A 12,757-nucleotide genomic window follows, 5' to 3' on the forward strand; every position below is an offset into this window, starting at 1 on the left:
TGTTATCGCCTTGGGTTACGACAGCACCGAAGAAACCAGCAGCTGGGTGTAAGGATGGTGCGGATCGTCCAGCACCCGGTCGGTCAGGCCGCTCTCCACCACTTCGCCCTGTTTCATCACCAGCAGGCGGTGGGCCAGCAGCCGCGCCACGCCGAGATCGTGGGTGACGATCACCGCCGCCAGCTGCATTTCCACCACCAGGTTGCGCAGCAGATCGAGCAGGCGCGCCTGCACCGACACGTCTAGCCCGCCGGTCGGCTCATCCATAAACACCAGCTTGGGGTGAGTGACCAGGTTGCGGGCGATCTGCAGCCGCTGCTGCATGCCGCCGGAGAAGGTGGTCGGCAGATCGTCGAGGCGCGACAGCGGAATTTCGACGTCTTCCAGCCACTGGCCGGCCTGGCGGCGAATGTCGCCATAGTGGCGCTGGCCGATGGCCATCAGCCGCTCGCCGATGTTGCCGCCGGCGGAGACCTGCGGCCGCAGGCCGTCGAGCGGGTGCTGGTGCACCACGCCCCAGTCGGTGCGCAGCAGGCGGCGGCGATCGCTCTCCGCCATGGCGTACAGATCCTGTTCCTGGCCCGCCTGTGGGCGGTAAAGGATCTGCCCGCGCTGCGGCGCCAGCCGCGCCGAGATCGATTTCAGCAGCGTGGTTTTGCCGGAGCCGGATTCGCCGACGATGCCCAGCACTTCACCGGGGTAGATGTCGAACGACACGTCGCTGAAGCCCTTGCCGGGGGCGTACAGGTGGGTGAGCCGGTTCACCGACAGCAGCGGAGTGGTGCTCAAAGGGGTGGAAGTCATCAGTGCTGCGCCTCTTGCGAAGATTGCGCCAACTGCTGCCGGCAGTAGTCGGTGTCCGAACAGACGAACATGCGGTTGCCCCGATCGTCGAGCACCACCTCGTCCAGGTAGCTGTGGCGCGAACCGCACAGCGCGCAGGGTTCGTCCCACTGCTGCACGCTGAACGGGTGGTCGTCGAAGTCCAGGCTCTCCACCTTGGTGAACGGCGGCAGGGCGTAGATGCGTTTCTCGCGCCCGGCGCCGAACAGCTGCAGCGCCGGCATCATGTGCATTTTCGGGTTGTCGAATTTCGGGATCGGCGAAGGATCCATCACGTAGCGATCGTTAACCTTCACCGGGTAGGCGTAGGTGGTGGCGATATGGCCGTAGCGCGCGATGTCTTCATACAGCTTCACCTGCATCACGCCGTACTCCTCCAGCGCGTGCATCTTGCGGGTCTCGGTTTCGCGCGGTTCGATAAAGCGCAGCGGCTCCGGGATCGGCACCTGATAGATCAGGATCTGGTCTTCGCGCAGCGCCGTTTCCGGAATGCGGTGACGGGTCTGGATCAGCGTGGCCTCCGGCGTGCGTTCGGTGGTTCCCACCCCGGCGACGCGCTGGAAGAAGCGGCGGATCGACACCGCGTTGGTGGTGTCGTCGGCGCCCTGGTCGATCACCTTCAGCACGTCGGCGCGGCCGATGACGCTGGCGGTGAGCTGAATGCCGCCGGTGCCCCAGCCGTAGGGCATCGGCATCTCGCGGCCGCCGAACGGCACCTGATAGCCGGGGATCGCCACCGCCTTGAGTATGGCGCGGCGGATCATGCGCTTGGTCTGCTCGTCCAGATAGCCGAGGTTATAGCCGGTCAATACTTCACTCATTGCGGGCCTCCTGACGCTCGCTGTATTCCTGTCGCAGCCGCTTGAGCAGCTCCAGTTCGGCCTGGAAGTCGACGTAGTGCGGCAGCTTGAGATGGGAGACGAAGCCGGCGGCCTCGACGTTGTCGGCGTGGGCCAGCACGAACTCTTCGTCCTGCGCCGGGCCGGCGACGCCTTCGCCGTAGTCGGGGCTTTGCAATGCGCGATCTACCAGCGCCATCGCCATCGCCTTGCGTTCGGCGCGGCCGAACACCAGCCCGTAACCGCGGGTGAAGTGCGGCGGATGGTCCTTTGGATCGACGAAGCCGTTGACCATTTCGCACTCGGTTAGCAGGATTTCGCCGATATCGATGGCGAAACCGAGCTCTTCAGGCACGATCTCCACCGAAACGTGGCCGGTGCGGATCTCGCCGGCGAACGGGTGGTTGCGGCCGTAGCCGCGCTGGGTGGCGTAGCCGAGCGCCAGCAGAAAACCTTCGTCGCCGCGCACCAGCTGCTGCAGGCGCGCCGAGCGCGAGCAGGGGTAAACCGGCGGGTTGCGGGTGATGTCGTCCGGCGTGCTGCCGTCGTCCTGTTCCTCCCGCGCCAGCTGCTGGCGACACAACAGATCGAACACGTGGCTGCAGTTATCCGGCAGCGGTTCGTCGGCCTGCGGTGCATGCGGCGCCTCGCCTTCCGCCAGCAGCGCGAAGTCCAGCAGCCGGTGGGTGTAGTCGTAGGTTGGCCCCAGCACCTGCCCGCCGGGCAAGTCCTTGTAAACCGCCGAGATGCGCCGCTCCAGCCGCATGTTTTCGCTGGCCAGCGGCTCGCTGACCGCGAGGCGCGGCAGGGTGGTGCGATAGGCGCGCAGCAGGAAGATCGCCTCCACCAGATCGCCGCTGGCCTGTTTGATGGCCAGCGCCGCCAGCTCGCGATCGTAGATGCCGCCTTCGGTCATCACCCGATCCACCGCCAGCCCCAGCTGCTGTTCGATTTGTTCCGCGCCGAGCGCCGGCAGCGCGTCGTCGCCGCGCCGCAGCTGTTCCTGCAGCTGATGGGCGGCCTCAATGGCTTTTTCGCCCCCTTTTACCGCTACGTACATCAGCACACCTCCACGCGGGTGGTCCGCGGGATCGCCAGCAGGCGATCGCCGCAGGTCAGCAAAATATCCAGCCCCAGCGGGAAGCGCTGCGGGCGGTTGACCAGGTAATCCAGCAGCGCCGGCGGCAGGCGCGGCGCTATCAGGCGATGATTCTCGATGCCGGGGCCGGTCAGGCGCAGCGCGGCGCCGTTCTCCAGTTCGCCGAGCTGCACGATGACCGTGGCACCGAACTCCGGCGAGATTTCCGTGCCGTGCGGCAACGCCTGCAGATCGGCGGCCTGCAGCTGCTCATCGAACAGGGCAAAACAGACCTCTTGCGCCGTGGCGGCCAGCGGCGCGCCGCTGTGAAAACGGATGTTTGTTAGCACTTGCTCACTTTTTAGCGCCGAACACAGCTGCAGCGGCGTTTCCTGATCGGCCAGCGTCAGCAGCGCGGCGGTGCTGGCGGCGTTCAGCGGCGCCCAGGCCGGGCCGTTCGGCAGCGTCACCCGATGCCCCGGTTCGCTTAACGCTTTAAGAATCAAACGGAAAGCGTGCTGCGATTGGTCTATCGGTTGTTCAAAACCGGTCAATAAACTCATGGCTTAATCCCCTCGCACCAGCGTAAAGAAATCCACCCGGCTGGCGGCGATCGCCCGGGCGCGCAGCTGGCGCTGCTCGTGCTGCAGTGCGGCCAGCGGCGCGATCAGCTGTTGTTGCAGGCGTTCGCCGTGTTCCGGCTGTTGCAGCAGCGCATCGGCCAGCGCGCACAGCTCGGCGTGCGCCTTGTCGCGCCCGGCGATATAGCTGTAGCCGTAGCCGCCGTTGTCCAGCTGCACCACCGCGCGGGTGACCGTCATGTCCCCCAGCACGAAGCGGCGGCCGGTGGCGCCCATGCGCCCCTGCAACTGGGCCAGGCCGATCTCCGGCGCGCGGATGCTGCGGTAACCCGGGCTGAGGTTCAGCGCCTGCCAGTGGCTGCGCAGCTGCTCGGGCCGGCTGTGCGCCAGCACCGACATCCAGCGTTGTCTCGACTCTAAGGCTTGCATTCAGTGCTCCATCGTCAGTTCAATCATGTCGGCGCGGGCCAGGCTGACGGAGTATTCCGCCACGTCTTCGCCGCCGCTGCGGACGTTAAGGGTGCGCACGCACAGCAGCGGCGCGTGGGTGGCGATCTCCAGCAGCCGGCTCTCTTTGGCCTGCGCGCGGCGCGCGCTGATGCGCGTCTGGCGGCGGGTCAGCGGCTGCTGCAGGTGCTGTTCGATAAACTGGTGCAGCGAACCGCTGTGGAACTGCTGCAGCGCCGGCCACCAGTCCAGATCGGGCAGATAGTGGTCGATGACGCTCATCGGCACGCCGTTGACCCGGCGCAGGGTGCGCAGGTGGATCACCATTTCGCCTTCTTCACGCGAGAGTGCGCTGGCAACATGCCCATTGCACGGGCGCAAGACAGCGAGTAAGCGCTCACTGGTGGGATGGCTGCCCTGCTCGAACAGGTTCTGGCTGAAGCGGGTATTGGCGTGCAGCGGGTAGTCGTAAGGCCGCATCAGCACCAGAATGCCGACGCCGTGGCGGCGCTGCAGCCAGCCGCGCTCCACCAGCTGATCCACCGCGCGGCGCAGGGTGTGGCGATTGACCTGATAACGCTCGGCCAGCTGCTGTTCCGAAGGCAGGTAGTCGCCGCAGCGGTATTGCGTGCGCAGCTCCTGTTCCAGCTGTGCGGCGATCTGCTGATAGCGCGTGGGGTAAGTGGTCGGATGTCTAGATAACTCCATCATAATAAAAACCTCGTCATACCGATGGCTGTGCGATGAAGGCGGAAGCGGTGCGTTTCATCGTGCGTCTACCCTGTGGTTTTCAAGTTGGCATCATGGTGCCGGGCGCAGATGACAATCGCGTTACGCATCGGTGGCGAACAGATGAACTATTTAGGACAGCCCGGGCGTGCACGGGCGGCGACGGCGCGCTATGCTGGCGCCTCTGTTGACTGACTCTGGCCGCTACTATGCCGCAACCTCTGAACGCCCCTGAACCCGCCCCACGCGCCTGGCCGCTGTGGAAACCGATCCTGTTTCTGTTGGTGGTGGCCGTCGGCCTCTACTACGTCAAATGGCAGCCTTACTACGGCAAGGCGTTCGTGGCGGCGGACAGCCACTCGATCGGCAAGTCGATCTTGGCCGACGGCGCCGCGAGCCCCTGGCTGGCGGCCTGGCAGTACGCGCTGGTCTACTTCACCGCGGTATGGAAGGCGGCGCTGCTCGGGGTGCTGTTAGGTTCGCTGGTGCAGGTGCTGATCCCGCGCGACTGGCTGGCGCGCACGCTCGGCCACCGGCGTTTTTCCGGCACCGTGCTGGGCGCGCTGATCGCGCTGCCGGGCATGATGTGCACCTGCTGCGCCGCGCCGGTTGCCGCCGGCATGCGCCGCCAGTCGGTGTCCAGCGGCGCTGCGCTGGCCTTTTGGCTCGCCAACCCGGTATTGAACCCGGCGACGCTGGTGTTCATGGGGTTTGTGCTCGGTTGGCCGTTCGCCGCCATCCGCCTGGTGGCGGGCGTGGTGATGGTGCTGGGCATCGCCTGGCTGGTGCAGCGCGTGACCGCCAACGACCCGCAGCCCGTCGCGCCGCAGCCTTTGGTGCTGACGGCGCAGAGCGAGGAACAGCCGTTCCTTGCGCGCTGGGGCAAAGCGCTGTGGGCGCTGTTTTGGTCGACCATTCCGATCTACGTGCTGGCGGTGCTGGCGCTGGGGGCAGCGCGGGTCTGGCTGTTCCCGCACGCTGACGGCGCCGTCGACAATAGCCTGCTGTGGATCATCGGCCTGGCGATCGTCGGCTGCCTGTTTGTTATCCCCACCGCGGCGGAGATCCCGATCGTGCAGACCATGATGCTGGCGGGCATGGGCGCCGGCCCGGCGCTGGCGCTGCTGATGACCCTGCCGGCGGTCAGCCTGCCTTCGCTGCTGATGCTCAACAAAGCCTTCTCCGCCCGGGCGCTGTGCCTGACGGCGGCGCTGGTGGCGCTGTGCGGCGCACTGACCGGCGTGGTGGGGATGGGGTTGGTGTAAAATGTTCAAAAATCGACCTTTCATCTCGATGTTGTTGTCACAAATGTGCTAACGTGTCTGTTCAAGATTTAGTGTCGCCATCGTGCGATTGCAGGAGGAGCAAAGATGGAAAGTCGCATCCAGTTTCGCATCGAAAATGAAACCAAGCGTTTGGCGCAAAAGGCCGCCGAGGCTAAAGGAACGACATTAAGTGAAGCCTGTCGCCGCTTGGCGGAGCAAATGGCTGATGAGCAACGGGCCGCAGAGGAACACGAAAACTGGTTGAAAGATAAGGTAGATGCAGCTTTTTCCCGTCTGCATGAGGGTAATGCTGTTTACCTTAGCCAACAAGAAGTAGAAGAAAGCATGGATGCCTTTAAGGCAAAAATTAGAGCGAAATACGACCGAAAATAGGGATCGTTATGCGTATCGAATGGGATAATGCAGCGCTACGGGACAGGGAACGTATTTTTGAGTTTCTTTATATTTTCAATCCACAGGCGGCAGTGCAGGCTGATAACGAGATAGATAAAGCGGTAAAGCGCCTGCTGGATCATCCTGAGTTAGGTAAGCCTTGGTATGGGAAGGCACGTAAGCTGCTCATTAACAAGGCCTCCCTGTTGCTGGTGTATATCATCGTCGATGATGTTATTAAGGTTTTCTCGATTGCCCACCAGCGTGAGAAATTTCCAAATTAGCGTTGTCATCGCAACCTATGCACCACCTGGTTGCTGCTGCCGCGCCAAATCAGCGCCGGGTCTTTCAAATCCTGCACGAACTTGCCGTCGATCAGTACGTTGATCCTGTCCACCACCTGCATTTGCTGCGCGTCCAGCTCCGCCAGCCGGTAGCCGGTCCACAGCCAGATATCCTTGCCGGGGCATTCGGCGCGCACCCGTTTCACCAGCTTTAAGATGCTCGGCACGTTGGCCGGGTGCAGCGGATCGCCGCCGGAGAGCGACAGCCCCTGGCGCGGCACGCGCGTATCGTTCAGATCGGCGATGATGCGGTCTTCCAGCGCCGGGGTGAACGGCTGGCCGGAGTTGAGCCGCCAGGTGCTTTTGTTGTAGCAGCCGGGGCACTGGTGCACGCAGCCGGCGACAAACAGCGTGCAGCGGGTGCCGGGGCCGTTGACGACGTCAATCGGGTAGTACTGGTGATAATTCATGTGAGGCCTGCCCATCAGGCTATTTTACTGGCCATTTTGCCTCCGGGCAGTGCTGCCAATCCTCACGTACTGCGTGTACGCTCCGGTTTGTGCGCGCTGGTCGAAGGCAAACTGGCTGCGACAATCACGCCTGATGAACAGGCTTCTGCATAGGCTGCGCGGCGTTTTTCAGCCGAGCTGCCCGTTGCCGAGGTGTTTCACCCGGCGTTTCACCTCTTCCTGCTTGCCGGCGTTGAACGGCCGGGCATCGGGGCTGCCGAGATAGCCGCACACCCGGCGGGTGACCGAGACCTTGGCCGAGTCGTGGTTGCCGCATTTCGGGCAGGTGAAGCCTTTGCTGGTGCAGGAGAATTCACCGGTGAAGCCGCATTCGTAGCACTCGTCGATCGGCGTGTTGGTGCCGTAGTAAGGCACCCGGCTGTAGCTGTAGTCCCACACGTCTTCCAGCGCCTTCAGGTTGTGCTGCAGGTTCGGGTATTCGCCGTAGCAGATGAAGCCGCCGCTGGCCAACGGCGGGTAGGGCGCTTCGAAGTCCAGCTTGTCGTACGGATTGACCTTCTTCTCCACGTCAAGGTGGAAGCTGTTGGTGTAATAGCCCTTATCGGTGACGCCCGGCACCACGCCGAAATCGGCGGTGTCCAGCCGGCAGAAGCGATCGCACAGGTTCTCGCTCGGCGTGCTGTAGAGGCTGAAGCCGTAGCCGGTCTCGTCCTTCCAGGCGTCGACGGCGGCGCGCAGGCGCGCGACGATCGCCACCGCTTTGGCGCGCAGCGCTTCGTCGTCATACACGTGGTTTTCGCCGCCGAACAGCGCGTTGATGGTCTCGTGCAGGCCGATATAGCCCAGCGAGATTGAGGCGCGGCCGTTCTTGAAGATGTCGGCGATGTTATCGTCGGCCTTGAGCCGCACGCCGCAGGCGCCTTCCATGTACAAGATTGGCGCCACCCGCGCCTTGATGCCTTCCAGCCGGGCGATGCGCGTCATCAGCGCCTTTTTCGCCAGCTGTAGGCGCTGATCCAGCAGCGCCCAGAAGCGCGACTCATCGCCCATCGCCTCCAGCGCGATGCGCGGCAGGTTGAGGCTGATGACGCCGATGTTGTTGCGGCCGTCGTGCACCAGCTCGCCGTCCTGCTCGTAGGTGCCGAGGAAGCTGCGGCAGCCCATCGGCGTTTTGAACGAGCCGGTGACCTTCACCACCTGATCGTAGTTGAGGATGTCCGGGTACATGCGCTTGCTGGCGCACTCCAGCGCCAGCTGCTTGATGTCGTAGTTCGGATCGCCGTACTGGTGGTTGAGGCCGTCGCGGATGGCGAACACCAGTTTGGGGAACACGGCGGTCTTGCGGTTTTTGCCCAGCCCGGCGATGCGGTTTTTCAGGATCGAGCGCTGGATCAGGCGCGACTCCCAGCTGGTGCCGAGGCCGAAGCCGAAGGTGACGAACGGCGTCTGGCCGTTGGCGGTGTGCAGGGTGTTGACCTCGTACTCCAGCGACTGGAAGGCGTCGTAACACTCTTTCTCGGTGCGCGCCATGGCATAGCCTTTGGCGTCCGGGATCTGCCACTCTTCCGCCACCTGCAGGTGTTTGCGGAAGCTCTCGTCGACGAACGGCGCCAGAATTTCATCGATGCGGTTGATGGTGGTGCCGCCATAGATATGGCTGGCGACCTGGGCGATGATCTGCGCGGTCACGGCGGTGGCGGTAGAGATCGACTTCGGCGGTTCAATCTCGGCGTTGCCCATCTTGAAGCCGTTGGTCAGCATGCCTTTCAGATCGATCAGCATGCAGTTGAACATCGGGAAGAACGGCGAGTAGTCGAGATCGTGGTAGTGAATTTCGCCGCGTTCATGGGCCAGCACCACGTCGCGCGGCAGGATGTGCTGCTTGGCGTAGTGTTTGGCGACGATGCCCGCCAGCAGGTCGCGCTGGGTGGGGATCACCTTGCTGTCCTTGTTGGCGTTTTCGTTCAGCAGCGCGCGGTTGCTCTGCTCGACCAGGCCGCGAATCTCCTGGTTCAGGCGGCCGCGCAGCTCGCGCGCCACGTCGCGATCGTGGCGGTATTCGATATAGGCGCGCGCCAGCTGTTTGTACTCGCCGGCCATCAGCTGGTTTTCCACCGCCTGCTGGATCTCGTGGATATCGACGCGCGGCTGCGGCTCCATGCGCTGAGCGACCACGCGGGCGACGGTGGCGCAGTAGTCGGCGTCGACCACGCCCACCGCCAGCGCGGCGCGCTCGATGGCCTGCGCGATGCGCGCTTCGTCAAAAGGTACCTGGCAACCGTCCCGCTTAATCACTACTGGTTTCACGTTGTACTCCTTGTTCCCCGAGGGAGCGTTCATACCCGCCTGGCGTGGCGAGCAACCGTCAAATTTCGCTTATCCACAGGGCAAAGCCGCAGCGCGTAAGGGCTGTGGCGGCGTGTGGATGATTTTGTGGATAACTACTATATATAGGTGTTCGTAATTCTTAATGCACTATATATAGATATTGGCGCGATTCTTTTGATGTAGAACAAGGAAAACGGAAGAGCGTGCGCAAGCTGAACAGTCGTCAATCGCCGGTTGGCCGATCGCGGAAATGTTCCAGCAGAAAATCGACCCAGACGCGCACCCGCGGCGGCAGATCCGCCGAGGCGTAATAGAGCCACAGCTGCACCGGGCGCGGCCAGCACTCCGCCAGCACCGGCCGCAGCGTGCCCTGCTCAAAGTGCTTGTCGAGGTACCAGCGCGCCAGGTTGACGATGCCGAGCCCGGCCAGCGCCGCATCCAGCAGCATCTCCGGGCGGCTCACCACCAATCGGCCGTTCAGATCCAGCGCCAGCGTTTCGCCCTGATGGCGCAGCTGCCATTTGACGTGGCGGCCGTTGCTGGGGTTGCGGTGCAGCAGGCAGTCGTGCCGCAGCAGGTCGTGCGGCGTTTGCGGTTCACCGCGCCGCGCCAGATAGTCGGGCGACGCCGCCAGCACCATATGCATCGGGTAGAGCGGGCGCGCCACCAGCCGGCTGTCGGGATCGACCCGGCTGCCGATGCCGACGTCGAAGCCTTCGCCCACCAGATTCACCACCCGGGCATCCAGCGACAGATCGAGATCGATCTGCGGGTAGCGCGCCAGAAATTGCGGGATCAACGGCATCAGCATCTGGCGGCCAAAGCCTGGGATCATCGTGACGCGCACCACCCCGGCCGGTGCCTGCCGTTCGCCGCCGGCGCTTTCCAGCGTCGCCGCCAACGCCTGCCACAGCGGCGCCACCTGCGCCAGCAGCGCTTTGCCCTCGTCGGTCAGCAGCACGTTGTGGGTGTTGCGCTGAAACAGCCGCAGCGCCAGCTTCTCTTCCAGCGCGCGGATATTTTTGCTGACCGCCGCCGGCGTGACGCCCAGCTGGCGGGCGGCGGCGGAGAAATTTTGCGCCTGCGCGGCGGCGAGGAAGGCCGGCAGCAGGCGGTGCACGTCAAAGGGCAGCGACATAGTGGTTGATACTTTCGGTTGAAATTGAAGTGACCTTGAACAGCCTACACCCGAAGCGGCAGAAATGGAAAAATGCCTCATCTTCTTTACGTTCAAGGAATCATTTATGTCACGCATTTTAGTGTTAACCGCCCACCGCACCCCCGACGAGTCGCGCATCAACCAGGCGCTGATCGAGGCCGTGCGCCCGCTGCCTAACGTGACCATGCACGAACTGATCCGCACTTACCCGGATTACCGCATCGACGTGGCGCGCGAACAGGCACTGCTGGAAAGCCACGATGCGGTGGTGATGATGTTCCCGTTTTTCTGGTATAGCTCGCCGGCGATCCTACGCGAATGGCAGGACGCGGTATTAACCTATGGTTTCGCCTACGGCAGCGAGGGCACCAAACTGCACGGCAAGCCGCTGCAGCTGGTGGTGAGCACCGGCGGCAACGCGCAGGCTTATACGGCGGAAGGATACAACCGTTATCCGGTGCAGGATCTGCTGCTGCCGTTCCACGCGCTGGCTAACCTGACCGGCATGGATTATCTGCCGCCGCATCTGGTGCAGGGCGTGAGCGACATGAGCGATGAGCAGTTGGCGCAAGAGGCCGCCGGGGTGGTGGCGCTGATGGGGACATTGTAGGGCGCAGTTCATCGCTGCGCCCTGCGGGGTCAGTCTTCGAGCAGCCACCACACCGCTTCGAACGGCCGCAGCGTCAGCGCCTGCGGCTGGTCCGCCGAGTCGCTGTAGTTGCTCATCAGCGGGCGCCACTGAGCGGAGGCTTCCACGCCTTCCGCCGCCCAGGCCAGCGGTTCGCGGCTCAGGTTGGCTACCACCAGCAGGCGCTGGCCGTTCCAGCTGCGCTGATAGCACCACAGCGCCGGGTGATCCGGCGCCAGATCCTGATAGTCGCCGTGGGTCAGCAGCGGATACTGCTTGCGCAGGGTGATCAGCTGGCGGTAGGCGTAAAACACCGAGTCGAGGTCGGCCAGCGCCGCGTCGGCGTTGATCTGCAGGTAGTTCTCGGCGCAGCCGATCCACGGCGTGCCGGTGGTGAAACCGGCGTGCGGCGCGGCGCTCCACTGCATCGGCGTGCGGCCGTTGTCGCGCGATTTGTCCGCCAGGATCGCCAGCAGTTCGGCGTCGCCGCGGCCCTGGGCGCTCAGCTCGGCGTACATGTTCAGGCTTTCCACGTCGCGATACTGCTCGATGGCGCGGAAGCCGGGGTTGGTCATGCCGATCTCTTCACCCTGGTAGATATAAGGCGTGCCCTGCATGCCGTGCAGCACCATCGCCAGCATTTTGGCGGCCGGCACCCGCAGTGCGCCTTCATCGCCGAAGCGCGATACGATGCGCGGCTGATCGTGGTTGCACCAGAACAGCGCGTTCCAGGCGCGGTTATGCATCCCCTGCTGCCAGTGGCGGAAGATCTGCTTCAGTTCCACATAATCCGGCGCCGCCCGCGTCCATTTTTCACCGCCGGCGTAGTCTACCTTCAGGTGGTGGAAGTTGAAGGTCATCGACAGCTCTTCGCCGCTCTGCGCCGCGTATTGCTGGCAATGCTCGAGCGTGGTGGAAGACATCTCGCCCACCGTCATCAGGCCGCGCGGCTGGAACACGTCGCGGCTCATCTCCTGCAGGAACTCGTGAATGCGCGGGCCGTCGGTGTAGAAGCGGCGGCCGTCGCCCTGGCTGTCGGACGGGAAGTCCTGCTGTTTGGACACCAGGTTGATCACGTCGAGGCGCAGGCCGTCGACGCCTTTGTCCGCCCAGAACTGACACACTTTCTTCAGCTCTTCGCGCACCGGCGGGTGTTCCCAGTTGAGATCCGCCTGCTCGACGGCGAACAGGTGCAGATAGTACTGGCCACTGTCGGCGTGCCACTGCCAGGCGTTGCCGCCGAATTTGGAGCGCCAATTGTTCGGCGGCATATCCCCTTTGCCGTCGCGCCAGACGTAAAACTGGCGATACGGGCTGTGGCGATCCTGCGCGGCCTTGAACCACGGGTGCTCGGTCGAAGTGTGGTTGAACACCATGTCCATCACGATGCGGATGCCGCGCCGGTGGGCGGCGGCGACCAACTGCTCGAAGTCCGCCATGGTGCCGTAAGCCGGATCGATGGCGCAGTAGTCCGCCACGTCATAGCCGTTGTCCACCTGCGGCGACACGTAGACCGGCGTCAGCCAGATGGCGTCGACGCCCAGCTCCTGCAGATAGTCCAGCCGCCGGGTCACGCCGGCCAAATCGCCGTAGCCGTTGCCGGTGCTGTCCTGAAAACTCTTCGGATAAATTTGGTAGATGACGCCGTTCTGCCACCAGGGGGTTGGGTTGCTCATAGCTGTATACCTTTGAATCGTGACAACGGGCCTGTAC

At 63.7% G+C, this 12,757-nt stretch carries 14 protein-coding genes; 4 read left to right on the forward strand and 10 right to left on the reverse strand.

Annotated elements, in window-relative coordinates:
- Positions 1–15: 15 nt before the first annotated feature.
- The 6 genes from phnK to phnF are packed head-to-tail and all read right to left on the reverse strand — an operon-like array spanning position 16 to position 4,499.
- A complete protein-coding gene (gene phnK / locus SSARUM2_RS01990) occupies positions 16–804 on the reverse strand; it encodes a phosphonate C-P lyase system protein PhnK (RefSeq protein WP_038879071.1) in 789 nt (262 codons plus the stop codon).
- Positions 804–1,664, reverse strand: coding sequence for an alpha-D-ribose 1-methylphosphonate 5-phosphate C-P-lyase PhnJ (locus SSARUM2_RS01995; protein ID WP_060452829.1), 861 nt, complete (start codon positions 1,662–1,664; stop codon positions 804–806). Before SSARUM2_RS01995 ends, phnK begins: the two co-directional genes overlap by 1 nt.
- Positions 1,657–2,742 (reverse strand): carbon-phosphorus lyase complex subunit PhnI, encoded by a 1,086-nt coding sequence (locus tag SSARUM2_RS02000; RefSeq protein WP_033648646.1) that lies wholly within the window; start codon positions 2,740–2,742, stop codon positions 1,657–1,659. The genes SSARUM2_RS01995 and SSARUM2_RS02000 overlap by 8 nt, the downstream gene beginning before the upstream one ends.
- The gene (gene phnH / locus SSARUM2_RS02005; RefSeq protein WP_060452828.1) at positions 2,742–3,323 is read right to left on the reverse strand and encodes a phosphonate C-P lyase system protein PhnH; all 582 of its coding nucleotides are present in this window, start codon (positions 3,321–3,323) and stop codon (positions 2,742–2,744) included. The genes SSARUM2_RS02000 and phnH overlap by 1 nt, the downstream gene beginning before the upstream one ends.
- 3 nt (positions 3,324–3,326) lie before the next feature.
- A complete protein-coding gene (gene phnG / locus SSARUM2_RS02010) occupies positions 3,327–3,770 on the reverse strand; it encodes a phosphonate C-P lyase system protein PhnG (protein ID WP_019453314.1) in 444 nt (147 codons plus the stop codon).
- Complete coding sequence (gene phnF, locus SSARUM2_RS02015) at positions 3,771–4,499, reverse strand: phosphonate metabolism transcriptional regulator PhnF (protein ID WP_015376439.1); 729 nt, start codon at positions 4,497–4,499, stop codon at positions 3,771–3,773.
- A 227-nt stretch (positions 4,500–4,726) separates the two neighbouring features.
- Here phnF and SSARUM2_RS02020 point away from each other — a divergent pair, with 227 nt between their 5' ends.
- The 3 genes from SSARUM2_RS02020 to SSARUM2_RS02030 all read left to right on the forward strand — a co-directional run bounded on the left by SSARUM2_RS02020 (position 4,727) and on the right by SSARUM2_RS02030 (position 6,459).
- A complete protein-coding gene (locus SSARUM2_RS02020) occupies positions 4,727–5,782 on the forward strand; it encodes a permease (protein ID WP_060452827.1) in 1,056 nt (351 codons plus the stop codon).
- 105 nt (positions 5,783–5,887) lie between these two features.
- Entirely contained in the window at positions 5,888–6,175 is a 288-nt protein-coding gene (locus SSARUM2_RS02025) for a type II toxin-antitoxin system RelB/DinJ family antitoxin (RefSeq protein ID WP_039567725.1), read from the forward strand.
- 8 nt (positions 6,176–6,183) lie between these two features.
- Positions 6,184–6,459: a type II toxin-antitoxin system mRNA interferase toxin, RelE/StbE family gene (locus SSARUM2_RS02030; RefSeq protein WP_038879053.1), complete on the forward strand. Its 276-nt coding sequence runs from the start codon at positions 6,184–6,186 to the stop codon at positions 6,457–6,459.
- 5 nt (positions 6,460–6,464) lie between these two features.
- On the opposite strand, the gene nrdG is transcribed toward SSARUM2_RS02030, so the two are convergent.
- The 3 genes from nrdG to SSARUM2_RS02045 all read right to left on the reverse strand — a co-directional run bounded on the left by nrdG (position 6,465) and on the right by SSARUM2_RS02045 (position 10,395).
- The gene (gene nrdG, locus SSARUM2_RS02035; RefSeq protein WP_039567952.1) at positions 6,465–6,929 is read right to left on the reverse strand and encodes an anaerobic ribonucleoside-triphosphate reductase-activating protein; all 465 of its coding nucleotides are present in this window, start codon (positions 6,927–6,929) and stop codon (positions 6,465–6,467) included.
- Between the two features lie 168 nt (positions 6,930–7,097).
- On the reverse strand, positions 7,098–9,236 hold the full coding sequence (gene nrdD / locus SSARUM2_RS02040) for an anaerobic ribonucleoside-triphosphate reductase (RefSeq protein WP_039567719.1): 2,139 nt from the start codon (positions 9,234–9,236) through the stop codon (positions 7,098–7,100).
- A 244-nt stretch (positions 9,237–9,480) separates the two neighbouring features.
- Positions 9,481–10,395 carry a LysR family transcriptional regulator gene (locus tag SSARUM2_RS02045; RefSeq protein WP_033648638.1) on the reverse strand — a complete coding sequence of 305 codons (915 nt, stop codon included), beginning with the start codon at positions 10,393–10,395 and terminating at the stop codon, positions 9,481–9,483.
- Between the two features lie 106 nt (positions 10,396–10,501).
- Here SSARUM2_RS02045 and SSARUM2_RS02050 point away from each other — a divergent pair, with 106 nt between their 5' ends.
- Positions 10,502–11,026, forward strand: a complete 525-nt coding sequence (locus SSARUM2_RS02050; RefSeq protein WP_060452847.1) for an NAD(P)H-dependent oxidoreductase — start codon at positions 10,502–10,504, stop codon at positions 11,024–11,026.
- 29 nt (positions 11,027–11,055) lie between these two features.
- On the opposite strand, the gene treC is transcribed toward SSARUM2_RS02050, so the two are convergent.
- Positions 11,056–12,720 carry an alpha,alpha-phosphotrehalase gene (gene treC, locus SSARUM2_RS02055; RefSeq protein ID WP_125460811.1) on the reverse strand — a complete coding sequence of 555 codons (1,665 nt, stop codon included), beginning with the start codon at positions 12,718–12,720 and terminating at the stop codon, positions 11,056–11,058.
- Positions 12,721–12,757: the final 37 nt, after the last annotated feature.

Source organism: Serratia sp. K-E0102 (assembly GCF_029962625.1).
Classification (GTDB): Bacteria; Pseudomonadota; Gammaproteobacteria; order Enterobacterales; family Enterobacteriaceae; genus Serratia; species Serratia sarumanii.

What these genes read in the sequence shown, in the direction of transcription:
- phnK (WP_038879071.1), bottom strand. Translation starts at nt 804, where the DNA reads ATGACTTCCACCCCTTTGAGCACCACTCCGCTGCTGTCGGTGAACCGG.
- SSARUM2_RS01995 (WP_060452829.1), bottom strand. Translation starts at nt 1,664, where the DNA reads ATGAGTGAAGTATTGACCGGCTATAACCTCGGCTATCTGGACGAGCAG.
- SSARUM2_RS02000 (WP_033648646.1), bottom strand. Translation starts at nt 2,742, where the DNA reads ATGTACGTAGCGGTAAAAGGGGGCGAAAAAGCCATTGAGGCCGCCCAT.
- phnH (WP_060452828.1), bottom strand. Translation starts at nt 3,323, where the DNA reads ATGAGTTTATTGACCGGTTTTGAACAACCGATAGACCAATCGCAGCAC.
- phnG (WP_019453314.1), bottom strand. Translation starts at nt 3,770, where the DNA reads ATGCAAGCCTTAGAGTCGAGACAACGCTGGATGTCGGTGCTGGCGCAC.
- phnF (WP_015376439.1), bottom strand. Translation starts at nt 4,499, where the DNA reads ATGATGGAGTTATCTAGACATCCGACCACTTACCCCACGCGCTATCAG.
- SSARUM2_RS02020 (WP_060452827.1), top strand. Translation starts at nt 4,727, where the DNA reads ATGCCGCAACCTCTGAACGCCCCTGAACCCGCCCCACGCGCCTGGCCG.
- SSARUM2_RS02025 (WP_039567725.1), top strand. Translation starts at nt 5,888, where the DNA reads ATGGAAAGTCGCATCCAGTTTCGCATCGAAAATGAAACCAAGCGTTTG.
- SSARUM2_RS02030 (WP_038879053.1), top strand. Translation starts at nt 6,184, where the DNA reads ATGCGTATCGAATGGGATAATGCAGCGCTACGGGACAGGGAACGTATT.
- nrdG (WP_039567952.1), bottom strand. Translation starts at nt 6,929, where the DNA reads ATGAATTATCACCAGTACTACCCGATTGACGTCGTCAACGGCCCCGGC.
- SSARUM2_RS02045 (WP_033648638.1), bottom strand. Translation starts at nt 10,395, where the DNA reads ATGTCGCTGCCCTTTGACGTGCACCGCCTGCTGCCGGCCTTCCTCGCC.
- SSARUM2_RS02050 (WP_060452847.1), top strand. Translation starts at nt 10,502, where the DNA reads ATGTCACGCATTTTAGTGTTAACCGCCCACCGCACCCCCGACGAGTCG.
- treC (WP_125460811.1), bottom strand. Translation starts at nt 12,720, where the DNA reads ATGAGCAACCCAACCCCCTGGTGGCAGAACGGCGTCATCTACCAAATT.